The organism is Microbacterium lacus, from assembly GCF_002812805.1.
GTDB classification, from domain to species: Bacteria; Actinomycetota; Actinomycetes; order Actinomycetales; family Microbacteriaceae; genus Microbacterium; species Microbacterium lacus_A.
Genome location: NZ_NMUM01000044.1, coordinates 100,074 through 126,407, shown reverse-complemented (window position 1 = coordinate 126,407; position 26,334 = coordinate 100,074). Strand labels below are relative to the sequence as shown.

Below are 26,334 nucleotides of genomic sequence, written 5' to 3'. Positions count from 1 at the left end.
ATGGCGATGAACAACCGTGACCGCGTGGGCAAGGCCTTCGACCTGTTGTCGGAGGGACTGCTTGATTCCGTCGATGAAGTGATGACCGCCGCCTACAGCACATCGGACTGGCCGGCCGCGTGGGCACAAGAAGATGCTCAACGCCGTGGCGGACCGGCACGAACGCTGACAAAGCACGATGTCCAGGTGCAGCTGCGCGCCATCACAGAGCAGGGGTACCGATTCAAGGACATGCTGTCACGGGCACAGCAGGGCTTCGGCTCTGAGCTCCGCGAGACACGCAACCTGTGGGCGCACAACGAGCCGTTCAGCTCTGATGACGCGGCGCGCGCGCTCGACACGATCGAGCGACTGCTCCATGCCGTCGGCGCGGTCGACTCCGCCGAGGACGTCCGCAAGCTCCGCGTCGACCTGCAGCGCACGGTCTTCGAGGATCAGACGCGCAAGCAGGTCAAGCGGACGACGGTGACCCTCGACCCGGGTTCGGGTCTGCGTCCCTGGCGCGAGGTGATCCGCCCGCACGATGATGTGGCACGAGGCGAGTTCACAGCATCCGAATTCGCAGCCGACCTGCATCTGGTGCGAACCGGTCAGGCGACGAGCCCCGAGTATGGCGATCCGGTCGAGTTCTTCACCCGCACGTACCTCACGGAGGGTCTGCGAGACCTGCTGTCGCGCGCGCTCCGACGCGTGGGCGGCGGGGACGGCAACGCGAGCCCGGTCGTCAACCTGCAGACCAACTTCGGTGGCGGCAAGACGCACTCGATGCTCGCTCTCTACCACCTCTTCAGCGGCACGCCCGCGAAGGACTTCCCGCAGGAGCTGCAGGAACTCATTGCTGAGACCGGGAGCCCGGATCTTGCGGCGCTGGGCGTGAAGCGCGTCGCACTGGTCGGCACGTACTTGAAGGCGGGATCGCCGCTCATCAAGGACGACGGGACCGAGGTGCGCACGCTCTGGGGCGAGCTCGCCTGGCAGCTCGGCGGCCGCGAAGCGTACGACCTCATTGCTGAGGACGACCGCGCCGGGACGAACCCGGGCGAAGCATTGCGCACGCTGATCGCGAAGCACTCGCCGGCACTGATCCTGATCGATGAGTGGGTCGCGTACGCGCGGCAGCTAGTGACGGACAAGGAGCTTCCGTCTGGTTCGTTCGAGACGCAGTTCACGTTCGCGCAGTCGCTGACGGAAGTCGTCCGATCGGTGCCTGGCGCGATGCTCGTCGTCTCGATCCCGGCATCCGACACCGGCGAAGCGGGGAGCGGAAGCGACATCGAGATCGGTGGCGCCAACGGTCAGCTCGCCCTGGAACGACTGCAGAACGTGATCCGCCGGGTCGCTGACCAGTGGCGGCCGTCGAGCAAGGACGAGTCTTTCGAGATCGTGCGGCGCCGACTCTTCCAGGCGCCCAACGCTGAGGGCCTCACCACGATCTCTGCGGTAGCTCGAAGCTTCGTCACCTTGTATCGGAGCAATACGGCGCTGTTCCCTCGGGATGCCGCGGCTCCGAGCGACGACTACGAACAGCGCATCCGAGCTTCGTATCCGCTGCACCCTGAGCTGCTGGACCGCCTGTACGAGGACTGGTCCACGCTGGAGCGGTTCCAGCGCACTCGCGGCGTGCTCAAGCTCGTGTCGTCGATCGTGCACGAGCTGTGGGCGTCCAACGACACGTCCCCGCTGATCCTCCCCGGCAACGTGCCGCTGGAGGCGACGACAGTCAACACCGACCTCACCCAGTACCTCGAGGATCAGTGGAAGCCGATCATCGATTCCGACATCGACGGCCCAGGATCGATGGCGCAGCAGATCGACCTGGACCGCCCCAACCTGGGGCAGAGGTTCGTGACGCAGCGGATCGCGCGAACGATTTTCATGGGCGCCGCGCCCAGGATCAAGGCGTCGCGAAAGGGTCTCGACAAGCAGTACGTCTGGCTCGGAACCGCAGCACCCGGTGACACCCTTGGCAACTTCGGCAGTGCGATCGAGCTGCTTGCCCAGCGCTCGACGTACTTCTACGAAGAGCAGGGCCACTACTGGTTCGATACCCAGCCATCGGTGACAAAGACCGCTAACGACTATGCCGAGCGGCTCCGTGAAGACGTCGAGACGGTGTGGAACGAGATCACCGATCGCCTCCGCGGCGAGGAACGCGCGCGCGGTGTGTTCGATCGTGTACACGTCGCCCCAGCATCCAGCGCCGACGTCCCCGACCTCGAGGATGCGCGACTGGTGATTGTTCACCCGCGCCACTCACGGCGGAAGTCGGACGGCGCCGACTCGTCCGCCCACCAGTGGGTGCGCGACGCGATCGAGACCAAGGGCGCCAGCCAGCGCGTGCATCGCAACACCCTCGTCTTCCTCATCGCCGACAAGAGCGAGCTGGAGAGCCTGGAGGCCGCCGCGCGCAGCTACCTCGCGTGGAAGCGTGTGCAGGCGACCAGCGAGAGCCTCAACTTGTCGGTGCAGCAGCGCAAGCAAACTGACGACTGGGTCACGCGTCTCGACCGGACGGTGTCAGACCGGATCCGCGACACCTTCGTGTGGGCGGTCTACCCTGAACAGTTCGACGCCACCAAGCCGTTCGAGCTGATCACGGACAAGGTGCCTGACTCGAGCGGCCGCTCTCTCGCGGAGCGTGTCGCCGCGAAGCTGTCCCGCGACGATCAGCTCGTCACCGAACTCGGTGCACCGATTCTTGGCGCGACTCTACATCAGGAGCTCGGACAGTTGTGGCGCGACAAGGGCGAGATCAGCGTGGGCGAGCTGTGGGGCTATTTCACCCGGTACGTCTACCTGCCGCGCCTCGTCGGACGGGAGACCCTCGATTCCGCGATCGAACGCTCGCTGAACTCCGTCCTCGTCGACGGCGAGAAGTTCGCGATCGCGGCGGCGAAGGACACCGAGTCCGGACGCTATCGCGGGCTGATCGTGCCGCCAGCGCACAACACCGCGATGCAGGTGACCGACAGCACGCTCCTGGTGGACTGGAACACGGCCGACGAGCAGGCGTCCGCCGATCGCATCGCCGCGGCTCGTGAGGCTGCTGCGCGCGCGGCTGAGGAGAGTGCCGCGGAGGTTGGCCCGATCGACATCGTCCTTGTCGATGAAGAAGCGGATGAGTCGTCGACGACGGGCGAAGACATCGTTGCACCGCGGCGCCCGAGCCGCTACTTCGGCTCTGTGAAGGTCGACCCGGATCGGTACTCGAGGGACATCGGAAACGTGACCCGCGAGATCATCGATCGACTCGCGGGCGCCGGCGCGAAGCTCGAGATCACGATCGACATCCAGGCGAGCAAGAGCGACGGCTTCGGCGAAGGCGAGGTGCGCACGATCTCCGAGAACGCGCGCGTGCTCAAGTTCGACCCGAGCTCCGGCTTCGAGAGCGCGTAGCCGTGGAGTGCGTGGACGCGATCAGAGAGAGTTTGCTAAGCCCTAAAGGAGGACATTCATGACCAGCCTGCTCAGACTCAAGACACGACACAAGACGTTCGTGTCCTATCACCATGCGGACGAAGCTGAAGTGGCGGCCTTCATCGACTACTTCGACCACGACCACGACGTGCTCATCTCGCGGGGAATCGGCGCATCGATGGCTGGAGACGTCATCAACAGCACCGACGCCGACTACATCAAGCGTCGTATCCGCGAACTCTACCTACGCGATAGCAGCGTGACGCTCGTCTTGGTCGGCGCCCAAACCTGGGGGCGTCGTTTCGTCGATTGGGAGATCGCCGCCTCCCTTCGCAACACCGTGACGAGTTCACGCAACGGTCTCGTCGCGATCACTCTGCCCTCCATGTCGGAGACCCCGGGGCGGCAGCCTCCCGCGCGCGTGAGCGACAACATTGATGGCGAGAACGGCTACGCGCGATGGATGAAGTACCCTACATCCGCTGCAAGCCTTGCAAGAATGATCGATGACGCGTTCAATCGTCGAACCTCTCACGCTGACAAGGTCAACAACACGCGAGCACTGCGGATGCGGAACGCGTGACGCCATGATTCACCTCGTTGACTCCGATCTGCCACCCTTCTTTGCCTCAGCTGATGAGGCTTCGAACTCCGCGCAGAAGGCCACGCTATGGAGTAGCCGCCTTCGTCTCGGGGGCACGGTCATCGCTGCGCTTGGGGCGTCGTACTCGCTCTTCGTCGGGAAGGTCGACGTGTGGGCCGCGGTGGCGCTACTCGGGTTCGCTCTCGCGCTGGGGTCAGAGATCTACATCACACTTGTTCGACCCGAGAGAGACTGGTACCAAGCTCGGGCCGGCGCTGAGTCCGTGAAGACGCTCAGCTGGCGCTACGCCGTCGGCGCCGATCCATTCTTCCTATCGCTTGAACCGAGCGAGGCGAGGACCCTCTTCAGGTCTCGCGTGAGCCAGGTCGCCCACCAAGTGGCGCAGGCAGTGTCTGTGCCAACGGGTGACGGTAGTTCGCCGACCGTCGCGATGGACGCGCTGAGGGCGTCCGATCTTGACACTCGTCGCTCGGTGTACTTGCGCGACAGAACGGAGGCACAACGCGATTGGTACACGCGCAAGGCGAAGGCGAACCGCCGAGCGGCAGCTTGGTGGCGAACGCTTCTACTGTGCGCCGAAGCTATCGCGGTAGCACTCGCGGCTGGACGTCTTTTCGGCGGCTGGACGTTCGATCTCGCCGGGATCCTCGCGGCAGCGATAGGTGCGGGTGCGGCCTGGCTGGCACTCAAGCAACACGTCACACTTCGCGCGGCATATGCACTGACCGCTGCCGAGCTTGAGAAGCAGAGGACATCGTTGCTCGCCGCCGATGCGAGCGAATGGCCAGGGTCCGTTGCCGACGCGGAGGAGGCAATCAGCCGAGAGCACACCATGTGGCTGGCTTCCCGTGGTGAGGTTAACGAGAAGATTGGCTGATCGTCCCCAATAGCTCTTGGTGCTGAAGCCCAGAGCACAAATTCCTCCCAGTTGCAGCCTCTCTCCGCGAGTTGGTGTCAACTCAGTCCGTTGCCCGGTACATCGGCTCCGTGTCGACGTAGTCGGTCGAATGCTGATGATTGGGCAGCACGACCAGTCGCGGCTTCGACGAATCGTGCGAACTGGTGTAGTCGGGGTAGCAGTCGGGCCACCCGTGCTCTTCGACCTCGAGCGCCGTGCAGTCCCATTCGACTCCAACCGGGAAGTAGCGCAGGTACATCGACATCGAGGTCGTGCAAGAGTCCTCGAGGTCGAGGTCCAGGCAGATCGTCATGTCCGTCGTCCCGTCGACCTCCGTCGACGGGTCGGTGTACCTGAGTTGGGTGTTCGGCCACTCGTCGAGCAGGCTCGCGACGCTGAAGCAGCTCCCGGGATCGGAGGCCGGGCACCAGTCGCCCGCGAGCTCGTCCGGCCAGCCCGCAGGTAGCGCCGCGTCCGCGGAAGCGCTCGGCGAAGGAGCGGTCTCCATGGCATTGGGCGTCGTGGAAGGCCGAGGGGCGTCGCTGGAGCCACCGATCGCTATTCCGTCGCAGATCGCGATCCGATTCACTTCGCACAGGATGCCGCGGAGGCGATCGACGTCGACAGGGATGGTCAGTGGCGCGTCGGTAAGGGCGGATCCGGCCGTGTCGGACTTCTCCCACAGCTGGAGCACCATGTTCCCGTCCGAGACCCTGATCGGTAGGCCACTGTTGCGGAGGTAGTCGGTGTCCCCGAGGTCGTCGGAGAGGATCACGTGACCGGTGCTCGGGTCGACGATGGAGAGTGCGCTCTGCGTGGAGGTGAAGTTCGTGAGCACGAGCAGGTCGTCTGGGCTGAACTGCGCAGTGCCTGCAGAAGCGAGGGCCGTGCGCGGCTGCCACTGGCCATCGGCCCATTCCTGGACGGTCTTTGTTGCTCCGTTGTCCGTGACGACGAAGCGACCGTCCTGCGACCAGACGGCGGAGTTGAGGGCGTCCGAGGTCGAGAGGGTGCGTGTGTCCGGCTGCTTGTCGCCGGTCCACGTGATCTGGGTCACGATCGTGGGATCATCGTCGTCCTGGGGGCGCGCGATCGTCTCGATGACGCCCCCGTCGGCGCGCACCTCGTATCGTTCGAGCTGTAGGCGCTGACCTGCGAAAGTCGACTCTGTCCGTTCCTCGCCCGTCACGCAGTCGACGACCGTGGTCGGCTCGTCGCCGGCCCCGTCGTACTGCTTGCTCACGAGTACCGCGCCGCGCGCTGAGCTGGCGCTCTCTGCATAGCCGTCGGCGGGAATCCAGGCGAACTCCTGCCAGGTCGAGTCGTCTTTCGCGGCGCAGGCAGCCAGGCCTCTCACTCCGTCCGCGGTCACAAGCTGGGGTTCGGAGGCAGCGTCGAGCGCGACAAGCTGCGTCGCGTCCGGCGACACGGCCTGCCATCCGTCGGGGTTATCGAACGAGATCTCGGCGGCTGAGCTGTCAGCTTGGGTGAAGTCGAATCCGCCCTCCGTCTGCCGGATGGTGTTCTCGCCGCTGCTTCCGATGGTGTGGGGGTTCAGCGATGTGTAATTGATGTGGTGCTCCATCGACCACGCGCGAGACTGCGAATAGGAGCGGAAGATCGCCACCGGTGTCTCTCCACGAAGAACCGCGACCTCGCCCTGCTCACTGACGTGCACCCGCGCATTGGCGCTGACGCCCGGCAGCAGCACCTGGTCGTCCGCGGGGTCGGTGCTGAGGATCGCGACCGCTGGCGTCGACTCCAAGACCGCGCAGCCTGCTGAGAACGTCGTCGAGTCGGGCACCAAGCGGTATGTGCCGTTGGCACGAACGAGGAGCTTGCCGCCATTGGCATAGGCGGGCTCTTCGAACCCGGTGGGCGACGCCTGGAGCAGGACGTCACTGCCGCATGTCGCAGCGATCGGATTCATTCCCTGCGAACCCGCGCTCTGCAGGCTTACGCCAACGTTGACGACCGCCCAATCGTCGGTGCGGGAGGTATCGGACGACTCGTCGCCGACCGCGGCCCTGCCCCACCCCTGCTCGAGGGGGTACGACGGGTTGAGGTCGACGACGAATACGGACGATCCGAAAACCGCTACGTACTTCGCATCGTCGAGCCGACGCAGCGTCGGGAGGTACTGGTTCCACTGCCTGCTGGATGCGCCAGTGTTCCGGCTGCGGTCATCGCCCAGGGTGTACTCCTTGCCCGATCCGGGGAGCGAGATCACGCTGCCGTGGTCGAGCGCCACCACCTGCCCGGTGAACAGCCCGTCGGCGTCGACCAAGGGCGCTGCACCCCAGACGGTGTTGTCGAGCGAAACGGAGGTCGCGGTGAATCCTGAGTCGTCTCGACGAACAAGCAGCCACTCGTGCTCGTCGGTCTTGCCGAAGAACTCACCCTTGTAGTCGCTGTCGGTGATGTCAATATCTGTCGGCACCGCGGCGCCGCTGATCGGAGTGATCGTGCCGGCAGCCGTATCGATGATCTGTGCGCCCGTGGGGTCAAGAACTAGGACGTGACCGGCGCCAGTGGCGACGGCCTCGAAGGACAGCGACCGGCTCGGACTGTCGAAAGTTGCCAACGTGGTTGCGTAGCCCGAGGCTCGCACGAGGTCAAGTCGCTGCTTGCCAGTTGTGGCGTTGCCGTTGATCGTGGAGACGAGAAGCCCGTCACGGACTGCGACCGGCTCGGCGCAGGACGAGTATGTCTCCGGCATCCCCTGCGCGCCGTCGGGCAACCCCCCGGCATCGGGCTGCGCGTCCAGATCGGTGAAGGACACCGTACCGTCGTCGACCTGAATGAGGTGCGTCCCCGTCCGGTAGGAGCAGAGGACCCCAACGGCGTCCGAGAGTAGTCGCACCCAGGCGATTTGATGCGGCAGTGACGTGGAGGCGATCACTTCGGCTGTCTCCACCTCGCGGAGCTCGAGCTGGGTCTCGTCGCGGTCCGTGCTCGAGCGGGTAATAGTGCCGACGATGCTGCCGTCGGGCGTGAAAATCGCGCTGTCCGCGCTGGACCCCTCGGGAACGTCGAAACTGTGGATCAGGTTCGCGGAACTTCCAGCGACAGCGAGCATGGCCGCGCGAACTGGCAGCGACTCCGAGTACTCAGACGCCCGGAGCGCGTACTGCGCAGCCTGGACGGGGTCTGTCTGGCTCGCGAGGATGGCCTGTGCCGCGTTCGCCTGACCGAGCGCCTCCCGGGTGGCCGCCTCGGCCTGGTTGCGGCTGATCAGCGCCCAGACCCCGGCCGCCAAGGCTAACAGGAAAAACACGCTCATCGTCGCCGCGACGACCATGATCGTCCGCTGTCGGCGTCGTGCCCGGTCGGCTTCTTCTAGGAGCAGGGACTCGATCGGCCGTTCGCGGACGGCAGCGAACACGGGAGCCAGCGCGGTCCGTTCGGCACCCTTCGCCGCTGAGGCAAGATCGATGAACTTCTGCTCGCGGCTGAACAAGCCGTGTAGCGCCGACGGGACCAAATCGGGGTGTGCCCAGTCTGCACTTGTCTCGTTCCATGACAGGTCGATGTCATCTACGCGGACCATGAACAGGCGATCGGGCGAACCTCCGTGAGAGAGCCAGTAGCGAACCTCGAGCTCAACCCACCGAGACCCGACAGTGTCCCGCGCAATCAGAACGATCAACGCGCGGCTGCGCTGGAGCCCTGTTTCAATCTCAGTGGTGAGGTCGCCCACTCGCAGCGAGGATTCGTCGAGGTATACACGGAAGGGCTCGTCACCCTTCTTGGGCTGGGCGAATCGCTCCAACGCGGCCTTGACGCGGCGGGCCTGAGCCTTTGACGTCGACCTATGTGAGATGAAGGCGTCATAGGAGTCCAGTACCACGTGGAAACACTATCGGCGGAGCTTATCGCGCGTCTCAACCTCGTCCCCCACACTTGCGACCGTTGTGTGCTCGCCCCGCTCGGCCGCACCGGGAGTCACGCCGAGCGGTGGGCCTGACACCGATCGGGATCGAGGTCGGTAGCGCCAACCGGCGCTGCCAGGTGACCATGACTGACGCCATGTTGACACTCAACCAAATGGTGGTGCGAGCGAACTCGGTGCTCCGAAATGTCCAGATGGACACACCGTGGACATTTCATCTGCGAAATGGACAACTTCAAAAAAAACCTACAACATCGGCTCAGCCACCGGGCGCCATGTCGGTGAAGCGCGAGTAGTGACCCTGGAAGGCGACCGTCACCGTGCGGGTCGGACCATTACGGTTCTTCGCCACGATCAGGTCGGCCTCGCCCGCACGGGGGCTATCGGCCTCGTAGGCCGATTCGCGGTGGAGCAGGATGACCATGTCGGCGTCCTGCTCGAGCGATCCGGATTCACGGAGGTCCGAGAGGGCGGGCTTCTTGTCCTGCCGCTGCTCGGGGCCACGGTTCAGCTGCGAGAGCGCGATGACGGGCACCCGGAGCTCCTTGGCGAGCAGCTTGAGCGCACGCGAGAACTCACTGACCTCTTGCTGACGGCTCTCGACGCGCTTACCGCTCGTCATGAGCTGGAGGTAGTCGATGACCACCATCTTCAGGTCCGCCCGCTGCTTCAGGCGACGACACTTGGCCCGGATCTCGACGAGCGTCATGTTCGGGCTGTCGTCGATGTAGAGCGGGGCGTCGTTGATGCGGCCACGGGTCGCCGCGATGGTCGTCCAGTCGCGCGAGTCGAGCGTGCCCTTGCGCATCGTGTGCAGCGGGACGGCACCCTCGGCGCTCATCAGGCGCATCGCAATCTCACTCCGACCCATTTCGAGCGAGAAGAAGATGGTCGGCAGGTTGTGCCCGATCGCGGCGGCCCGGGCGAAGTCGAGCGCGAGCGTGGACTTACCGAGGGCGGGCCGCGCGGCGATGATGATCAGCTGGCCCGGATGCAGGCCGTTCGTCAGGTCGTCCATGTCGGCGAAGCCAGTAGGAACGCCCATCATCTGACCGTCACGCCCGCGAGCAGCCTCGATCTCTTCGACGGCCGCATCGACGGCGACCGTCAGCGGAACGTAGTCCTCGGTGTTCTCGTTGCCGTTGACCGAGTAGATCTCAGCCTGGGCGTTGTTCACCAGGTCGAGCGCCTCGCCCTGACCCGAATAGCCCATCTGCACGATGCGCGTTCCGGCTTCGACCAAGCGGCGCAGCAGGGCGCGTTCGGCGACGATCGACGCGTAGTACCCGGCGTTGGCCGCCGTCGGCACGATCGACGTGAGCGTGTGCAGGTAGTCCGCGCCGCCGGCGCGCTGCAGCTCTCCCGTTTTGATGAGCTCGTCGGTGACAGCGACCACGTCGGTGGGCTCGCCGTGCGAATAGAGCGAGAGGATGGCGTCGAAGATCAGCTCGTGCTTGGGCACGTAGAAATCGGGTCCACGGAGCGTCTCGATGACGTCGGCGACAGCATCCTTCGACAGCAGCATGCCACCGAGAGCGGACTGTTCGGCGAGGGTGTCGTGCGGGGGAGTCCTTTCGGGGCCGCGGGGGGCTCCGCCCATGCGGTCCTCCGAGATGTCAGCTATCGACACCGCGCTCCCTTCCGCCGAAACCGGCCCTCCACTCGCTTCACGCAAGGGGAAATATGTCCGGCCCGTCTCGGGGCGCGGAGTACGTCATGCAGCCCTGACGAGCGCATCTCTTTCGGAAAACGCCGAGCGGGTGTGTCTGATCGCCGGGTCCCCCGACAGCAGATCAGACACCTCCGACACTCGCCCGGAACGTCCTGTTCCAGCCTCCCCCGAAGTGCGCTCCCTCACGGTATGGGGCCGCAGATTCGCCCGCAACACGCCCTGTGGATAACTTTGTGGAAACTCGGTCAGACACGCCGCTATGCCTGTGTATGGAACCTGTGGACAACTAGATGAGAAGCATCTCATCTTGGCATTTTTTTATCACGTGAGCTGGGATTCACAATCCCACAGCCTGTGGAAACAGGATGTGTTTGAAGCACTGCTTGAAGGTTCGTCATTGAGGGTCGGGGTGTGCACAACCTCGGGACGTTTTGCGATACAGGGGTTTACGAATGCCGGCGTCCGGCGTAATCTCGCTGCCTACAACGCATTGGCGCGCAAACCAGATTGTCCAACCGGGGGGTGAGGACATGAACGTTGACGTTGAACCACGACAGAGTCGATGGTCACGCCTGCTCCTGCTCGCGGGCGGAGTCGGTCTCGCGTGGTGCGCCTTCACGACTTTCGGTCACTCCGCCAGTGCTTCAGCCACGGAAGACGATTCGAGCGGTCTGCTCGGCGCCGTCAGTTCGACCGTGCAACAGACGACATCCGCCGTCACGAACGTGATCGACACCGTCGAACCCGTCGTCGTCGACGTCATTCACACCGTCGTCCCACCGGCACCGGCGCCCGCCCCCGCATCGCAGGCACCCGCGGCCGCCGCCCCAGCACCCGGGGCCGCCCCCGCGCCGACTGTCATGCCGCTCGTCACACCTCTCGTCCAGGGGGTCGCGAATGTCGCGACCACGGCCGTGTCGGGTGTGACCGGCGCCACGACATCCGCTCTCCACGGCACCGCCGACACGGTCGACGCGCTCACGGGCGTTGTGGCTGACACGACCACCGGCATCGTCTCAAACGTCTCGATCGGAGAGGCCCTCGATCCGCTGCTCGCGGCGATCGATGGGCTCCCGCTGCTCGGCGCCGTGACCACGGGCACGGGCCTGACGGACACCGTGGGTTCGACCGTGTCCGTGGTCGACCACCTGCTCACGGTGGTCAGCGGCACAGCCACCACGATCGTCGGCAACCCGGCGCAATCGGGCACCGGGGGAATCCTGCCCCTTCCCGACACCCTGCTTCCCGGCGATGAAACCCAACCGATACCGGTGGTGCAACCGGTGGCCTCCGCTGCGCCACTCACGGCGCAACAGGCGCTGGTGTTCGGTGGGTTCTTCGCCGGCGCCCTCATCGTCGGATCGGCCGTGCCGATCGTGTCGGCATCGTCGACCGGCTCGGGGCGCTGGGGATGGCCTCACGCACCGTCTGCGCCCTCAGGGTCGCCCGGGCTGCTCTCGGCCGGGGTATCGGCCGCAGCGACGCTGTGGGCCGCTCTCGTCGAGTTCTCGTGGCGTGTGCACCCGCACGGTGGCGCCATCCGCTCTCTCTCGGACGACGCCCTTCCGGGCGCGCCCGTCTTCGCAACCGACGTCTCTCCTGACTGACGGGGATCGCGTCGCGCACTCGTGCGCGACAGACGATCCGGTGCGCCACTCGGTGCGCTGACACCCATCCAGTCAGGAGAATCATCATGCGTAGGACAATCAAGCGAGCGCTCCTCGGGGCGCTCATCGGAGGCGGACTCGCCTTCGCCGGGGCGACCGTCGCCCAAGCTGCGGAGACATCCGGAGAAGACGGCACGGCATCCGGCACCCAGGCACTCGTGGGCGTCACCCTGCCGGTGACGATCGGCGGCAACGGCATCTCTGTTCTGGGCGACTCGTCCAGCTCGGGAGCCGCGACGCCCGCGGCAGCCCCGGCGCCCGCCACGCCGACTGTCACCACCGGGGGCACGGACGGCATCGCATCGGGCACCCAGGGCGTCGTGAGCGTCGCCGTTCCGATCACCGTGGGCGGCAACGCCGTCTCGGTACTCGGAGACAGCGAGTCGACGGATGCCTCGGCACCCGCTCCAGCTCCGGCTCCGGCCCCGGCCCCGGCAGCCGAGCCTGCTCCCGCACCCGTCACGTCCGGTGAGGACGCGGTCTTGGGCGGCACGCAGGCGATCGCGCCCGTCCAGGTTCCGGTCACGGTGAGCGGCAACGCCATCTCGGTCCTCGGCGACAGCCAGTCGACCGACGCCGGCACCACCACCGGAACTTCGGGAACCGGCACGGAGTCGGGTGCAAGCACCAACGGGAACGACGGCGTCGCCGGCGGCACCCAGGTGCAGGCTCCCGTTCAGGCGCCGATCACCGTCGGCGGCAACGCCATCTCGGTTCTCGGCGACAGCCAGTCGACCGACGCGGGAACCACGAACGGTACCTCGGGCACCGGAACCGGAACGGACGCGATCACCACGGGCGACGACGGCATCGCCGGCGGCACCCAGGTCATCGCACCCATCGGGGCACCCGTCACCGCGGGCGGCAACGCCATCTCGGTCCTCGGCGACAGCCAGTCGACCGACGCCGGCACCACGAACGGTAACTCGAGCACCGGAACCGGAACGGACGCAAGCACCACGGGCGACAACGGCATCGCCGGCGGCACCCAGGTGATCGCGCCCATCGGCGCACCCGTCACCGCGGGCGGCAATGCCATCTCCGTCATCGGTGACAGCGAGTCGACCGGATCCATGGTCGCCACCCCGGCGGCGGGAGGAACCGACGGCCCGACCACAGGCGGCACCGAGGGAACCCTCGGCGGCAGCCAGATCGTCGCCCCGATCGACCTGCCCCTGGCGCTCGGCGGTAACGCGATCTCGGTCGTGGGTGACAGCACCACCACGGGCCCGACCGGTCCGGTCGTTCCGACGGACCCGACCAACCCCACGGACCCCACCGATCCCGGCACCCCGGGTACGGAAGAGCCCGGCGATGGAACGTCCAGCACGGGCGTCACGGTCGGCTTCACCGCGGGCATCGGTGCGGCCCCCGCGGCCCTGTCGGTCTCGGCGCTGGCTCTGACGGGTTCCACGACAAGCGGTCTGTGGATCGCCCTGCTCGCGCTCATCACGGGCGCGGCGCTCGCGGGTACTGCGGCGCTCCGCCGCCGCACCGCGCGGGTCTGACCGTGTGGGCGTGTGACCGGGGGGTACGCGCCCACACAAAAGACGGATGCCGCGGAGCCGACCCGAAAGGGCTGGTTCCGCGGCATCCGTTCCCGCGCGTTGCGGTACTACTTGGCAGCAACCACCTGGAGGGTGATCACGGCGGTGAGGTCATCGCGCAGGCGAACGGTCGCCTCGTGCTCGCCCACCGACTTGATCGCCGAGGTGATCTGGATCTTGCGCTTGTCGAGGTCACCGAGACCGGCGGCCTTGACGGCATCCGCGATGTCACCGGTCTTGACCGAACCGAACAGGCGCCCTTCGACACCCGCCTTGACGGCCAGGCGCACCTTGGCGCCCTCGAGGGCGTCCTTCAGGGCGACGGCGGACTCGTGGTCGTGAATCGCGCGCGATTCGCGGGCGGCGCGAATGGACGCGACCTGCTTTTCGCCACCGCGGCTCCACGCCACGGCGAATCCCTGGGGGATGAGGAAATTGCGGGCGTACCCGGCCTTGACATCGACGATGTCGCCGGCGCTACCGAGCCCGGCGACCTCGTTCGTGAGAATCAGCTTCGACATGGTGCTCCTTAACGACCCGCGCCGGCGTAAGGCAGGAGCGCCATTTCGCGCGCGTTCTTGATCGCCGTGGCGATCAGACGCTGCTCCTGCACCGAGACACCGGTGATACGACGGGCGCGGATCTTCCCACGCTCCGAGATGAACTTGCGAAGCGTGGGGACATCCTTGTAATCGATGATGCCAACGCGAATCGCCTTTGCGGGGGCGGTGACTTTCCCGCCCTTACGCGGCTTGCGGCGGTCGCCGCTCGACTTTCCAGCCATAAGTGGTCTTCCTTGGTTGTGGTGGGATGCCTGGGCCACAGGCATCCGAAATGCTTAGAAGGGGGTGTCGTCGCCGTATGCGCCGGGAGCGCTCCAGGCTTCGCCACCGGCGTTGCCGCCAGCAGACGAGGAGGCGGAGGGCGTAGCCCAGGGCTCCTCGGCGACCTGCTGACGACCCTGACCGCCACCGGCACCGCCGCCGCTTGCGGCACGCGTGACCTGAGCGGTCGCGTAACGCAGCGAGGGGCCGATCTCGTCGACCTCGAGTTCGATCGAGGTGCGCTTCTCGCCCTCGCGCGTCTCGTACGAACGCTGCTTGAGGCGACCGGTCGCGATGACCCGCATGCCCTTGGTCAGCGACCCCGCGACGTGCTCGGCGAACTCGCGCCAGACCGATGCGCGGAGGAACAGCGCTTCGCCGTCCTTCCACTCGTTGGCGGCACGGTCGAAGTTGCGCGGCGTCGACGCGATCGTGAAGTTCGCGACGGGGAGCCCGTTCTGCGTGTACCGCAGTTCGGGATCGGCCGTGAGGTTACCCACGACGGTGATGATCGTCTCGCCGGCCATCGCGGTTACGCGTCCTTCTTGGCCTTGGCGGGCGCGGCAGCCTTGCGGGCGGCCTTCTCTTCGGCGCGCTTCTTCTCGGCCTCGACCTGAGCGAAGCCCTCTTCCGCACGCAGCACCTTGGTGCGCATGACGGCTTCGGACAGCTTCAGCTGACGGTCGAGCTCCTGAGTGGCGGCGCTGGTGGCCGTGAAGTTGACGACGGCGTAGATGCCCTCGTTCTTCTTCTGGATCTCGTACGCGAGACGGCGGCGGCCCCAGATGTCGACGTTGTCGATCGAGCCACCATCGTTCGTGATGACCTTCAGGAACTTGTCGAGGCTCGGGGCGACCGTGCGCTCGTCGATCTCGGGATCGAGGATGACCATGAGTTCGTACTGGTGCGTCACTAACCCACCTCCTTCGGACTAGAACGGCTGCCGAGCATCTCTCGACAGCAGGAGGGTGTGTGCATGTCGTCACGGTTTCGCGGACGGGCCGCGGCCGGACAACCTTCGTAGTCTAGCGGATGTCGAGGATCCACCCAACCGCGCGTGCTCCGGTGGGTAGCGTGGCCTCATGGACTGGATAGCGGACACTTCGCCGGGCGACTGGCTGCGCGACCGGCTCGACGCGACGTGGACGGGTGCCTCGAGCATGCACACCGTCGTACCTCGTGGCTTCCCGGCGTACGCGCGGATCTTCCATCCCGCCTCCCGCTCCCGGCCGGTCGGGCAGCCGTGGCCGCCCCTTCCCTACGACGATCACGCCCGAGCGTGGGCGGCATTCGGCCGCTCGCAACCCCAGATCGACACCGAGAACGTCACTTGGGCGCAGACCGCGGCGACGTTCGGAACCCAGATGCATCCCGAGGCGCAGTGGAACCGCATCGTCGGCGCGCACGACCTCGAGCAGGGGTGGCAGCAGGTTCGCGGTCCCGAGGGTTGGCAGTACGACGCCCCGGGCGATGGACGGATGGACGTCGCACAGCTGGCCACGCTCGCGCGGCTGCTCGCCGCGGCGACCACAACCCCCCACCACGGCTATGCCGGCGTGTGGGAGGGCTACGGCGGTCTCGTCGGATTCATGGGCGAGACGCCGTCGCGCGCGGTCCTGACTTTTTCGGCGGATCCGACCGTGGACGACGCCGCATCGCTGCAGGACAGGCATCGGGCCATGCTCGAGGCGAGCACGCGCGACCCCTTCAACAACGTGTTCCGCAAACCCACGTGGCAGCCGGGCATCCTCTCGGATGAAATCTCCCGCGGCCCGCGTCTCGAGCTGCCGCAGCGCGCCTACGTGCTGTTCGCCGCGGGGGTGACGGCGTTCACGGATGCTTCATGGCCCGACCTCGCGCCCTGGGTAGGTCCCGACGAGGCGCATGCCTGGGCGCAGTCGCCGAACGTCCTGTGGCCCGCCGACCGCTCCTGGGCCGTCGTCAGCGAGATCGACTTCGACTCCACCGTCATCGCGGGGTCCGCCGAGCTGATCGCGGCGATCTTCGCTTCGCCCGGTCTCGAGGCACTTCCCCTTCGCGAGGGTGCCGACCTCACGTGGGACGGCGATTCGTGGAACGGCAACGAGGTGAACCGGTGAGTGGTGCCGGTCCCGCGACATCCGTTCCCTTCGACGCGCGTCCGCTGATCGAGCCTGCCCGCGCCGCTGACATCCGCGCTTTCACGACACGCCTACGTGCCGAGGGCCGTTTGGGGTCACCATTTTCGGGGACCCAGGGGGTGCAGCTCGTTCTGCTGATCGTGGTGGGCGGGGTTTTCGCCCTGGTGTTCCTGAGCATCTTCGGCACCATCGCCGGCGCGATGGTGACCAGCGGTTCGGTCGGGTGGCTGTTCGTCCTCCCTGTTCTGCTCATCCTGGCCGCCATCGGCGCGATCGTGTGGCTCGCCATCCGTCTCTATGCCGGGGGGCGCGAGCGCTGGTACCGACTCGCTCGCTTCGCCGAGGCGAACGCGATGTCCTACGTGCCGAGCCTGGCCGATCCCGGACTGCCCGGGATGATCTTCAGCCAGGGCCACTCCCGCGCGGCACGCGATCTCGTGCGGGGCGACAGCCCGCGCTTCGTCGAATTCGCGAACTATCGCTACGTGACGGGGTCGGGGAAGAACCAGTCGACGCACAAGTGGGGTTACGTCGCCATCAAACTCGACGTGCCGCTGCCGCACATTCTGCTCGATGCCGTCGGCAACAACGGTTTGTTCGGATCGAACCTGCCGACGTCCTTCGATCGCGATCAGCGGCTGGGTCTGGAGGGCGACTTCGACAGGTACTTCTCGCTGTTCTGCCCGCGCGGGTACGAGCGCGACGCGCTCTACCTGTTCACACCGGACATCATGGCCCGGTTCATCGACAACGCCGCCGAGCTCGACGTCGAGATCGTCGACGACTGGCTGTTCCTCTACGCAAAGCGCGACCTGTCGACCCTCGACCCCGCGACGTGGGCGTGGTTGTTCGCGACGGTCGGTGCGCTCTTGGAGAAGTTCGCGCAATGGTCGCGGTGGCGCGACGATCGACTGGCAGCGGATGCCTCGGCCCGCGCGGCCGGTGCCGTTGGAGCGGGGTTCGTTGCGGGCGGCGTTGCCGATCCGTTCGCCGCAGCGCCGGACCTCCGGCCACCTCCCGGTGTCGCACCCGAGGGCCGACGCTTGAAGCGAAGGGTTTCGGTGCTCGGCATCATCGCGGTCGTCGTGTTCGTGGCGGTCTGGGTGGTCACGATCTTCTTCTGACCGACGGTCGAACCTCGAGAGTTACTCGGCGAGCCGCCAGTCGTCGAAGCTGAAACCCGGCGAGACGATGCAGGTCACCAGCACCTCCGCATCGCCGGCGAGGCGTGACGTCTGCCAGACGCCAGCGGGAACGATGCCCTGTGCGACGTGTCCGCCAGCGTGGTCGGGTCCCAACACGATGGACTCGCCCTCGCCCGGCCCATCACCCGCGCCGCCGAGCCGCAGTTCGAGCGTGCCCGGCCCGTGCCAGAGCCAGATCTCGTCGCTCGCGACGACGTGCCAGGCGCTTTCTTCGCCGGGCGTCAGCAGGTAGTGGATGCAGGTCGCCGCCGGTCGCTCGCCGCCCGGGGTCTCGACCGCCACACCGGACGCCCACGTGCGCCGGAACCATCCGCCCTCCGGGTGCGGCGCGAGGTCGAACCGTCGCGCAGTCTCGGGGCGCTGGTCGGGGTTCCCACTCTCGCTCATCGCTGCACTCCTGCTCTGTCCCGGAATACGCCGACTCCGGATGCTTCGAGCGCGGCGTGTCTAGCGCAGATCGAAGTATTGCAGCTCCGGCTCGGTGAGCATCCGCGACCGGATCAGGAACCGCATCCCGGTCGGACCTTCGACGCTGAACCCGGCGCCCCGGCCGGGCACGATGTCGATCGTGAGGTGCGTGTACTTCCAGTACTCGAACTGCGACTCCGACATGTAGATCTCGACGGGGTCATCAAGCCCGACGTCGATCGCGCCGAGCAGCACGTCTGAGGGCCCGGTGATGAACATGCCGACGGGGTAGCACATGGGTGCGCTACCGTCGCAGCATCCGCCGGACTGATGGAACATCAGCGGCCCATGCTGCAGGGTCAACTGCCGCACCATGGTGGCCGCGGCATCCGTCACCGCCACGCGTTCGTTCGTCTCGGTACTCACGCCCTCGCTCCCTTCACCCTGTCACCGGCGCCATGTCCCACATCCTTCGTATCGTGTCCCACTTCCACTCGGAATGAAGCGTCCATAGCGAGTGAAAGTGGGACACAGAAGGGAGGAGGTGACTTAGAAGAAGCCCATCGGGCCTTCGGCGTACGACACCAGCAGGTTCTTCGTCTGCTGGTAGTGGTCGAGCATCTTCAGGTGGTTCTCGCGGCCGATGCCGGATTGCTTGTACCCGCCGAACGCCGCGTGCGCGGGGTACTGGTGGTACGTGTTCGTCCAGACGCGACCAGCCTCGATCGCCCGGCCCGCCCGGTACGCGATGTCACCCGAGCGGCTCCACACCCCGGCGCCCAGACCGTAGAGGGTGTCGTTGGCGATGTCGATTGCGCCGTCGAAGTCGTCGAACGACGTGACCGAGACGACCGGTCCGAAGATCTCTTCCTGGAAGATCCGCATGTCGTTCGTGCCCTCGAACACCGTCGGCTGCACGTAGAAGCCGTCGGTCAGATCCCCGCCGAGGTCGACGCGCTCGCCACCCGTGAGCAGCTTCGCGCCACCGGCCTTGCCGATGTCGATGTAGCTCAGGATCTTCTCAAGCTGGTCATTGGATGCCTGGGCCCCGAGCATCGTCGCCGGGTCCAACGGGTTTCCCTGCACGATCTTGCCGACGCGCTCGAGTCCGTCGCTCAGGAACCCGTCGTAGATCGACCGCTGGATCAAAGCGCGGGAGGGACACGTGCAGACCTCGCCGCCGTTCAGGGCGAAGAAGGTGAAGCCCTCGAGTGCCTTGTCGTAATAGTCGTCCTTCTGGCGGGCGACGTCTTCGAAGAATACGTTTGCGCTCTTGCCCCCGAGCTCGAGGGTCACCGGGATCAGGTTCTGCGACGCGTACTGCATGATCAGGCGCCCGGTCGTGGTCTCGCCCGTGAACGCGACCTTGCGGATGCGCTTGTGCTGAGCGAGCGGAGCGCCGGCCTCGATGCCGAACCCGTTGACGATGTTGACGACACCGGCGGGAAGCAGGTCTCCGATGATGTCGAACAGGAACAGGATCGACGCCGGTGTCTGCTCCGCGGGCTTCAGCACGACGCAGTTGCCGGCCGCGAGCGCGGGGGCGAGCTTCCACGTCGCCATCAGGATCGGGAAGTTCCACGGGATGATCTGCGCGACCACGCCGAGCGGCTCGTTGAAGTGGTACGCGACGGTGTCTTCGTCGATCTGACTGAGCGATCCTTCCTGAGCGCGCAGCACGCCGGCGAAGTAGCGGAAGTGATCGACGACCAGCGGGATGTCGGCGACCAGGGTTTCACGCACGGGCTTGCCGTTGTCCCATGTTTCGGCCACGGCGATCATCTCGAGGTTCTGCTCGATGCGATCCGCGATCTTGTTGAGGATGTTCGCGCGCTCGGCGGGCGTCGTCTTCTTCCAGGACTCGAACGCCTGCCACGCGACATCCACCGCGCGATCGATGTCTTCGACCGTGCCGCGGCCGACCTCGCAGAACGGCTTGCCGTTGACCGGGCTCAGGTTCTCGAAGTACTGGCCTTTCACGGGCTCGACGAACTCGCCCCCGATGTAGTGGCCATAGCGGCTGCGATATTCGGCGAGCGCCCCGCGCTGACCGGGGGCTGCGTAGACGCTCGAGACGCCCTCTTCGACGATGGTCATGTCTGTCTCCTTCGACGTGTCATGAGTGAACGGCATGCGCTGCCGCGATCTGCGTCGACGGTAGGCCGCGCAACGTTGCATCCCGTTGCGCCCCTGCGTTTCGTCTCCTCGCCGCGCTCGTCGCTCAGCGAGCGACCCCCACGCCCGGTCGTTGAGCGAGCCGCAGGCGAGACGAAACGACGAAGCGCTCCGTTTCGTCTCCTCGCTGCGCTCGTCGCTCAACGACCGAGGCCGCTCAGTCCTCGAGCCGCGCGATCCGCGCGACGAGCCCCGCCCGCCGGGGGGAGCGCGCCGGCAGCAGACTCAGGCACAGCCGCAGCACCTCGACGTCTTCGGTAGCGTCCTCGGTATCGGCATAGGCCAGCAGAACGTCGACGGATGCCTCGGCGATCAGGGCCTCGCGCAGCGCCTGGCGAACGCTCTCCCGCACCCTCTCCACCCCGGGCGCGACGGAGTCGGGCAGCACCGCGCCCCGATATGCGGCGAGCGCGACCCGATGCGCGCCGCGGTCGAGCAGCGACAGCACGTGTTGGGCATCCGTCTCGAGCTCGGGTCCGAGCCGGTACGGCCGGGATGCGGGGACCAGATGAGGAGCCGTGCGCTCCAGCGCCTTCCGCAGGCGCACCATCTCTGGCCGCAGAGTCTCGGCCGACGCGCTTTCGCCGTAGACCAGCTCGGCGAGGCCGTCTGCCGACAGGCCCTGCCGATGCGTCGCGAGCATCAGCAGGATTTCGGCGTGCCGAGCGCTGAGCTCCGTCATCCGATCCGATCCTTCGCCCGCGATCTCGAGCAGCGCCCGGTCCCGTCCGAGGACCCGCAGCGTCGAGCGCGCGACCTCGGGGCGCGGGGCCCGGCGTAGGGGCCGACGCGATTCGGCAACGCGCGGGGGAGTGGCCGCCCGAGCACGCAGCCGCGCAACGAGCAGCTCACCCTCGACCGCGCGCGCCGTTGCATCGACCAGAAGCTGCGCCTGCGGAGTCACCGCACTCGAGCCGCCCGTGACATCGATGACGCCCAGGATGCGCCGGGTTTCGGGATCGTGCACGGGCGCCGCCGTGCAACTCCACGGCTGAACGAGGCGGTTGTAGTGCTCGGCGCCGCGGATCTGGACGGATCGATCCAGTGCCAGGGCCGTCCCCGGCGCGGCAGTGCCGACCGCCGACTCGGACCAGTTCGTACCCGCGACGAATCCCATCTCTCCCGTCAGCGCGCGCACGTTCCGATCACCCTCGACCCACAACAGACGCCCGGCGGCATCACCCACGGCAACGGCAACTCCCGATTCGGCTGCATCGCCGGGCAACAGAAGCGCGCGGATCATCTCGAGCACATCCGCGAGTGGATGCGTCCGGCGGTACTCCTCGAGCTCGGTCGGTGAGAGCGCGACCGAAGGGAGCGCTTCGGCGCCCACGAGGCCGGCGAGGGAGCGCCGCCAGGACTCGCGCACGAGAGGGCGAACGTCGAGCAGGCGCTGGTCGCCGGAGTTCCCGTGCACCAACTCGTCGTGAGCACGCTCGATCAGCAGGCGCGACGTCTCGGGCGAGACCTCGCGCCGAGACGACCACGGCGACGACATGCGGACCCCATCTGCGTTGACGGTCCGCACAGGCTACCGCGCACGTCGGGGCGTGCCTAGGCCGTCGGCTGCTCCGCGAGGTTGCCCGAAGCCCATCGACCCAGCTGATCGAGGATCGGCAACAACCGTTCACCGCTGTCGCTCAACGCGTATGCAACGGCTGTGGGTGGACCGGGGGTGACCGTGCGGACGACGAGTCCCGCCTCAGCCAGTCCCGCGAGACGCTCCGACAGAACGGCGTCGCTGATCCCCGGCACCGCACGCCGCAGGGCTCCGAATGTCGAGGCGCCACTTCCCAGGGCCGAAACGATCATCCCGTTCCACCGCTTACCCAGCACCGAGAACGCGAGGGTCACGGCTGCATCGCAGACATGAAGCTCGTGTTCGGAATCCGTCATGGATTCATCGTACGGGTGCTACAGTCTCCGGAGTCGCTATGTTTTTATGAGTAACTTCGAAATCCAGATTGGACATCACATGACCACCCTGTTCCGCCTCGACGCCAGCATCCTCCCCACCACCTCTTCGAGCCGCGAACTCGCCGACCTCGTGGAGAAAGAGTGGCTCTCAACGCACCCGACGTCCACCGTCGTCCGTCGCGACCTGTCCGTGGAGCCGATTCCGGCGACCGCGTGGGCAGACGCTGTCACCTCGAACTTCACTCCCGAGGCAGAACGCACCGACGGCCAGCGCGCAGCACGCGCCCTCTCGACCCAGCTCGCCGACGAACTCGTCGACGCCGACGCACTTCTCTTCGCCGTCCCGCTCTACAACTACGGGGTGTCGCAGCACTTCAAGACGTGGTTCGACCTGGCGTACACCGATCCCCGCATCGACCCGCAGGGCACCGCGCTGCACGGCAAGCCCGCGACCCTCGTGACGGTCCTCGGCGGCAACTATGCACCGGGCACGCCGAAAGAGGGCTGGGACCATTCCACGTCGTGGCTGCGTCGTGTCCTCGCGGATGTCTGGGGCCTGGATCTTCGGGTCGTCGAGCGTCCCTTCACGCTCGTGGGCGTGAACCCGGCCCTCGATGCGTTCGCCGAGGTTGCCGCCGATCTGAAGCAGACGGCCGAGACCCACGCCGTGCGGTCCGGACGCGAGATCGCGGAACTCACCGGATCCGCCTCGAGCTGAGTGAGTAGCGCTCACCCTGTGGGGCAGGTTGGATGCTGTGGGGCACGGCAGAATGTGCCCCACAGCACGTAACCTGCCCCACTTCCCGTCCAACTCACCGAGTGAGATCGATCGGGTGGATCGATACAGGACGATAGGCGAGCGAGCCCTACGCACGCCTCAGGACCGAGCGGCCCACCACGCGCGCAGTCGCGCCTCGGCCTCGGCCTCGCCGAGGATCCCCTCGTCGAGGCGCAGGTCGAGGAGGAAGCGGTACGCGTCGCCCACCTCGCGTCCCGGAGAAATCCCGAGGACCTCTTGAATGCGGTTGCCGTCGAGCTCGGGGCGGATCGACTGCAACTCTTCTTCGGCCTCGAGCACAGCGATCCGCCGCTCCAGATCGTCGTACGCCGTGCGCAGCCGCGTCGCCTTGCGCTTGTTGCGGGTCGTGACATCGGCGCGGGTGAGGATGTGCAGGCGCTCGAGCTGATCACCGGCATCGCGAACGTAGCGCCGCACGGCCGAGTCGGTCCAGGCGCCCTCCGAATACCCGAAGAAGCGCAGATGCTGATCCACCAAGTGGCTGACGGCGGTGATCGTGTCCGAATCGAACCGCAGAGCTTGCAGCCGCTTGCGTGCCAGACGCGCCCCGACCGCATCGTGATGGTGGAACGTCACCCCGCCGGCCGTCTCGAGCTTGCGCGTCGCGGGCTTTCCGATGTCGTGCAGCAGAGCGGCAAGTCGGAGCGCGACATCCGGATCCGCACCCGGGTGTCGCTCACCCTCGAGGTCGATCGCCTGCTTCAGCACGGTCAGCGAGTGCTCGTATACGTCCTTGTGGTGGTGATGTTCGTCCACCTCGAGCCGCAGCGCCGGCAGCTCGGGAAGGAAAACGCCCGCGAGTCCCGTTTCGACGAGAAGACGGATGCCTCGCACCGGATCCCTCGTCTGCAGCATCCGCACGAGTTCGGCCTGAATACGCTCCGGGCTGACGATCGACAGGCTGTCGCGCATCGTGGTGATCGCATCGATCGCGTCGTCGGCGACGATGAAGCCGAGCTGAGCCGCGAAACGGGCAGCGCGAAGCATCCGGAGCGGATCGTCACCGAAGCTGACGGCCGGGGCGACGGGAGTTCGTAGCACCTGGTCGAGAAGATCCTCGACGCCCGACGTCGGATCGACCAGCTGGGGGCCGGGAACTCGGAGGGCCATCGCGTTGACCGTAAAGTCCCGGCGCAGCAGGTCGTCCTCGAGTCTGTCCCCGAACTCGACGACCGGCTTGCGGGTCTCTCCGTCGTACTCGTCGGCGCGGTACGTGGTGATCTCGACCTGCTCGCCACGCACGCGGGCGCCGATCGTGCCGAACGCGCGGCCGATGTCCCACTGCGCCGTGCTGATCGGCTTGACGATGCGCAGGATGTCATCCGGTCGCGCATTCGTCGTGAAGTCGAGGTCGTGCGTGGGTCGATCGAGCAACGCATCGCGCACCGGCCCGCCCACGATCGCGAGCTCGAACCCGGCGCGCTCGAATGCGACGGACAACTCGGCCACAACGGGCGACGCCGCAAGACTCGCGAGTCGGCCGAGGCCCTCGGCCATACTCACCATGTCAACCAGCCTACCGAGGCGGGTCGGACACCTACGCGGACGGCGATGCCTCGCCCCCCGCGAAGGTCAAGAACCCGTCATCGAGCAGGCCTCGAACACGGGGGAGGAGATCCGAGAGGAGTGCGTCGGGGTCCACCTCGAGCAACTCCGCGATCGCCGCGATCAAACGTCCCACGGGCAGGTCACCATCGCTCGCACCCACGAGCGCGGCCAGAGCCGGGTCGACCGCGAGGGTGCGGCCGAAGCCTCCGCCCTGACGCAGCTCGATCACGCTCGGATCCTCCGCCCCGGGCAGGTAGTGGCGCGCTTCGGTGACATCCCCGGCAACCAGCAGTACCGCTTCCGCGAGCTCGGCATCGCTCAGCCGAGCCTGGCGGTCGTGTGCGCGCAGGCTCTCGGCAAGATGCATTCCCAGAGCGGCATTCGGCCCAATCGCACCCTCGACCCGTTCGAATCGTAAGAGGGCAGGGCTACCTTCGGTCCTCCGGCGCAGCAGGATGTATCCGAAGCCGACCTCGCGCACGCCACGCGCCTCGAAGTCGTCCAACCACGCCGCGAGCATCGTTTCGAACTCGTCCGTGCCGGGGACGGTGCCGCCATCGCGGATCCAGAGCTCGGCGTACGCGATCGGATCCATCCGGTCTCGTTCGATCACCCAGGCATCCAGGGGCACAGGAGATGCCGCGATCCAGTCGCGCACGCGATGCAGTCCGTCCTCTCCGTCGACGTACTCCCAGTTACCGAGCAGCTGCGCGATACCTCCGGGTACGAGGTGGACTCCGGCCCCCATGACGATGTGACAGACGAGCGCATCGCCCGTCAGGCCACCATCGCGGTACTCGTAGGCGGGAACGTCTGCGCCCCGCGGCGTGATCACGAAAGGAGGATTCGACACGATTCGGTCGAAGACCTCACCCTGTACCGGGTCGAAGAGACTGCCCCGCAGGGTGCGGATACCGTCCACGGCGTTGAGCTGTGCGTTCAGGCGGGTGAACCGCAGGGCGGCCTCCGAGATGTCCGTTGCCGTGACATCGGGACTGTCGCGGCGCGCGCGCAACGACTGAATGCCGCAACCGGAACCTAGGTCGAGCACGCGAGCGGCGGATGTCGGGAGCTGCAGCCCCGCGAGCGTCAGGGAAGCCCCTCCCACGCCGAGGACGTGGTCCTCCGGGAGAGGTCCCGGGCGCACGGACTCGTCGATATCGCTCGCTATCCACCATTCGCCCGCACCGTGCTCATCGACGTATGCCTGCGGCCGTATCATCACCGACGGCGTGACCGACCCCGAACTCATTCGGACGAGGCCGAGCCTCTCGGCACCGTCGATAGTGACGTTCGTTAGGGCCGCGCTCGCCTCGGATTCACGGACCGGGCTCCCCAGGAAGAAGAGCCGCGCAAGAATGGCGACCGCAGAGTCCGTCGCGGCTGCCTCTCGTCGAGCCGGAAGCGCGCGGCCGCGCCCGATCGCTTCGTCCGCCGCGACACCCCAGAGCGCACGCAATCGCGCACCGGTGTAGCCGGCCGCGGCCAGGTCGTCGGCGAGCGAGCGCGCCAGAGCCGGATCGGGTTCGGGGATCATCCCCCCATTCAATCGTGCCTCGTGAAGAACTACGCCGCCGATGGTCACTGAACCCCGCTGCCGCACGGCGATGCACCGGTGACGCGAAGGCGTGCGCCGTAGAA

At 66.7% G+C, this 26,334-nt stretch carries 21 protein-coding genes; 8 read left to right on the top strand and 13 right to left on the bottom strand.

Features of this window, described 5'->3' with window-relative positions; genetic code table 11:
* Genes CGU34_RS15420 through CGU34_RS15410 form a run of 3 tightly spaced genes read left to right on the top strand, consistent with a single transcriptional unit; the run spans position 1 to position 4,898 of the window.
* Positions 1-3,396 (top strand): DUF499 domain-containing protein, encoded by a 3,396-nt coding sequence (locus CGU34_RS15420; protein ID WP_036294304.1) that lies wholly within the window; start codon positions 1-3, stop codon positions 3,394-3,396.
* A gap of 58 nt (positions 3,397-3,454) precedes the next feature.
* A complete protein-coding gene (locus CGU34_RS15415; RefSeq protein ID WP_036294301.1) occupies positions 3,455-4,000 on the top strand; it encodes a TIR domain-containing protein in 546 nt (181 codons plus the stop codon).
* Positions 3,924-4,898, top strand: a complete 975-nt coding sequence (locus tag CGU34_RS15410) for a DUF4231 domain-containing protein (RefSeq protein WP_081766081.1) — start codon at positions 3,924-3,926, stop codon at positions 4,896-4,898. Before CGU34_RS15415 ends, CGU34_RS15410 begins: the two co-directional genes overlap by 77 nt.
* An 82-nt stretch (positions 4,899-4,980) precedes the next feature.
* Here CGU34_RS15410 and CGU34_RS15405 read toward each other — a convergent pair whose 3' ends face one another.
* Positions 4,981-8,769, bottom strand: coding sequence for a toll/interleukin-1 receptor domain-containing protein (locus CGU34_RS15405; RefSeq protein ID WP_036294295.1), 3,789 nt, complete (start codon positions 8,767-8,769; stop codon positions 4,981-4,983).
* A gap of 301 nt (positions 8,770-9,070) precedes the next feature.
* Positions 9,071-10,411, bottom strand: coding sequence for a replicative DNA helicase (gene dnaB, locus CGU34_RS15400; protein WP_440344742.1), 1,341 nt, complete (start codon positions 10,409-10,411; stop codon positions 9,071-9,073).
* 602 nt (positions 10,412-11,013) lie between these two features.
* Here dnaB and CGU34_RS15395 point away from each other — a divergent pair.
* Positions 11,014-12,090 carry a hypothetical protein gene (locus tag CGU34_RS15395; protein ID WP_100814609.1) on the top strand — a complete coding sequence of 359 codons (1,077 nt, stop codon included), beginning with the start codon at positions 11,014-11,016 and terminating at the stop codon, positions 12,088-12,090.
* 86 nt (positions 12,091-12,176) lie between these two features.
* Positions 12,177-13,658 carry a chaplin family protein gene (locus tag CGU34_RS15390; protein WP_100814608.1) on the top strand — a complete coding sequence of 494 codons (1,482 nt, stop codon included), beginning with the start codon at positions 12,177-12,179 and terminating at the stop codon, positions 13,656-13,658.
* Between the two features lie 107 nt (positions 13,659-13,765).
* Here the strand turns inward: CGU34_RS15390 and rplI are convergent, their stop codons facing one another.
* From rplI to rpsF, 4 genes are read right to left on the bottom strand one after another with little or no spacing between them, the layout of a single operon-like run.
* Complete coding sequence (gene rplI / locus CGU34_RS15385; RefSeq protein WP_100812530.1) at positions 13,766-14,218, bottom strand: 50S ribosomal protein L9; 453 nt, start codon at positions 14,216-14,218, stop codon at positions 13,766-13,768.
* Between the two features lie 8 nt (positions 14,219-14,226).
* Complete coding sequence (gene rpsR, locus CGU34_RS15380; protein ID WP_100812531.1) at positions 14,227-14,481, bottom strand: 30S ribosomal protein S18; 255 nt, start codon at positions 14,479-14,481, stop codon at positions 14,227-14,229.
* Between the two features lie 54 nt (positions 14,482-14,535).
* Entirely contained in the window at positions 14,536-15,048 is a 513-nt protein-coding gene (locus CGU34_RS15375; protein WP_100812532.1) for a single-stranded DNA-binding protein, read from the bottom strand.
* Positions 15,049-15,053: 5 nt separating this feature from the next.
* Positions 15,054-15,434 (bottom strand): 30S ribosomal protein S6, encoded by a 381-nt coding sequence (gene rpsF / locus CGU34_RS15370; protein ID WP_036294257.1) that lies wholly within the window; start codon positions 15,432-15,434, stop codon positions 15,054-15,056.
* A 169-nt stretch (positions 15,435-15,603) separates the two neighbouring features.
* On the opposite strand from rpsF, the gene CGU34_RS15365 reads away from it, so the two are divergent.
* Positions 15,604-16,620 carry a hypothetical protein gene (locus CGU34_RS15365; protein WP_036294253.1) on the top strand — a complete coding sequence of 339 codons (1,017 nt, stop codon included), beginning with the start codon at positions 15,604-15,606 and terminating at the stop codon, positions 16,618-16,620.
* Entirely contained in the window at positions 16,617-17,765 is a 1,149-nt protein-coding gene (locus CGU34_RS15360) for a hypothetical protein (RefSeq protein ID WP_100814607.1), read from the top strand. Before CGU34_RS15365 ends, CGU34_RS15360 begins: the two co-directional genes overlap by 4 nt.
* Before the next feature lie 21 nt (positions 17,766-17,786).
* On the opposite strand, the gene CGU34_RS15355 is transcribed toward CGU34_RS15360, so the two are convergent.
* The 5 genes from CGU34_RS15355 to CGU34_RS15335 all read right to left on the bottom strand — a co-directional run bounded on the left by CGU34_RS15355 (position 17,787) and on the right by CGU34_RS15335 (position 22,325).
* Complete coding sequence (locus tag CGU34_RS15355) at positions 17,787-18,233, bottom strand: cupin domain-containing protein (RefSeq protein ID WP_036294246.1); 447 nt, start codon at positions 18,231-18,233, stop codon at positions 17,787-17,789.
* Between the two features lie 60 nt (positions 18,234-18,293).
* Positions 18,294-18,629 (bottom strand): DUF779 domain-containing protein, encoded by a 336-nt coding sequence (locus tag CGU34_RS15350; RefSeq protein ID WP_100814762.1) that lies wholly within the window; start codon positions 18,627-18,629, stop codon positions 18,294-18,296.
* Between the two features lie 174 nt (positions 18,630-18,803).
* Positions 18,804-20,351, bottom strand: coding sequence for an acetaldehyde dehydrogenase ExaC (gene exaC, locus CGU34_RS15345; RefSeq protein WP_100814606.1), 1,548 nt, complete (start codon positions 20,349-20,351; stop codon positions 18,804-18,806).
* Positions 20,352-20,586: 235 nt separating this feature from the next.
* Complete coding sequence (locus CGU34_RS15340) at positions 20,587-21,927, bottom strand: GAF domain-containing protein (protein ID WP_100814761.1); 1,341 nt, start codon at positions 21,925-21,927, stop codon at positions 20,587-20,589.
* Positions 21,928-21,983: 56 nt separating this feature from the next.
* On the bottom strand, positions 21,984-22,325 hold the full coding sequence (locus CGU34_RS15335; RefSeq protein ID WP_036294240.1) for a winged helix-turn-helix transcriptional regulator: 342 nt from the start codon (positions 22,323-22,325) through the stop codon (positions 21,984-21,986).
* A gap of 79 nt (positions 22,326-22,404) precedes the next feature.
* Here CGU34_RS15335 and CGU34_RS15330 point away from each other — a divergent pair, with 79 nt between their 5' ends.
* Positions 22,405-23,064: an FMN-dependent NADH-azoreductase gene (locus CGU34_RS15330; RefSeq protein WP_100814605.1), complete on the top strand. Its 660-nt coding sequence runs from the start codon at positions 22,405-22,407 to the stop codon at positions 23,062-23,064.
* A 159-nt stretch (positions 23,065-23,223) separates the two neighbouring features.
* Here CGU34_RS15330 and CGU34_RS15325 read toward each other — a convergent pair whose 3' ends face one another.
* Both CGU34_RS15325 and CGU34_RS15320 read right to left on the bottom strand, forming a co-directional pair.
* Positions 23,224-24,651, bottom strand: coding sequence for a CCA tRNA nucleotidyltransferase (locus CGU34_RS15325; protein WP_100814604.1), 1,428 nt, complete (start codon positions 24,649-24,651; stop codon positions 23,224-23,226).
* Between the two features lie 31 nt (positions 24,652-24,682).
* On the bottom strand, positions 24,683-26,230 hold the full coding sequence (locus tag CGU34_RS15320; RefSeq protein WP_100814603.1) for a DUF7059 domain-containing protein: 1,548 nt from the start codon (positions 26,228-26,230) through the stop codon (positions 24,683-24,685).
* Positions 26,231-26,334 lie beyond the last annotated feature (104 nt).

Coding starts and splice junctions, on each gene's coding strand:
- CGU34_RS15330 (WP_100814605.1), top strand. CDS start 22,405: ATGACCACCCTGTTCCGCCTCGACGCCAGCATCCTCCCCACCACCTCT.
- rplI (WP_100812530.1), bottom strand. CDS start 14,218: ATGTCGAAGCTGATTCTCACGAACGAGGTCGCCGGGCTCGGTAGCGCC.
- CGU34_RS15420 (WP_036294304.1), top strand. CDS start 1: ATGGCGATGAACAACCGTGACCGCGTGGGCAAGGCCTTCGACCTGTTG.
- exaC (WP_100814606.1), bottom strand. CDS start 20,351: ATGACCATCGTCGAAGAGGGCGTCTCGAGCGTCTACGCAGCCCCCGGT.
- CGU34_RS15320 (WP_100814603.1), bottom strand. CDS start 26,230: ATGATCCCCGAACCCGATCCGGCTCTGGCGCGCTCGCTCGCCGACGAC.
- CGU34_RS15365 (WP_036294253.1), top strand. CDS start 15,604: ATGGACTGGATAGCGGACACTTCGCCGGGCGACTGGCTGCGCGACCGG.
- rpsR (WP_100812531.1), bottom strand. CDS start 14,481: ATGGCTGGAAAGTCGAGCGGCGACCGCCGCAAGCCGCGTAAGGGCGGG.
- CGU34_RS15415 (WP_036294301.1), top strand. CDS start 3,455: ATGACCAGCCTGCTCAGACTCAAGACACGACACAAGACGTTCGTGTCC.
- CGU34_RS15355 (WP_036294246.1), bottom strand. CDS start 18,233: ATGAGCGAGAGTGGGAACCCCGACCAGCGCCCCGAGACTGCGCGACGG.
- CGU34_RS15410 (WP_081766081.1), top strand. CDS start 3,924: ATGACGCGTTCAATCGTCGAACCTCTCACGCTGACAAGGTCAACAACA.
- dnaB (WP_440344742.1), bottom strand. CDS start 10,411: ATGGGCGGAGCCCCCCGCGGCCCCGAAAGGACTCCCCCGCACGACACC.
- CGU34_RS15340 (WP_100814761.1), bottom strand. CDS start 21,927: ATGTCGTCGCCGTGGTCGTCTCGGCGCGAGGTCTCGCCCGAGACGTCG.
- CGU34_RS15390 (WP_100814608.1), top strand. CDS start 12,177: ATGCGTAGGACAATCAAGCGAGCGCTCCTCGGGGCGCTCATCGGAGGC.
- CGU34_RS15395 (WP_100814609.1), top strand. CDS start 11,014: ATGAACGTTGACGTTGAACCACGACAGAGTCGATGGTCACGCCTGCTC.
- CGU34_RS15375 (WP_100812532.1), bottom strand. CDS start 15,048: ATGGCCGGCGAGACGATCATCACCGTCGTGGGTAACCTCACGGCCGAT.
- CGU34_RS15350 (WP_100814762.1), bottom strand. CDS start 18,629: ATGGTGCGGCAGTTGACCCTGCAGCATGGGCCGCTGATGTTCCATCAG.
- CGU34_RS15325 (WP_100814604.1), bottom strand. CDS start 24,651: ATGGTGAGTATGGCCGAGGGCCTCGGCCGACTCGCGAGTCTTGCGGCG.
- CGU34_RS15335 (WP_036294240.1), bottom strand. CDS start 22,325: ATGACGGATTCCGAACACGAGCTTCATGTCTGCGATGCAGCCGTGACC.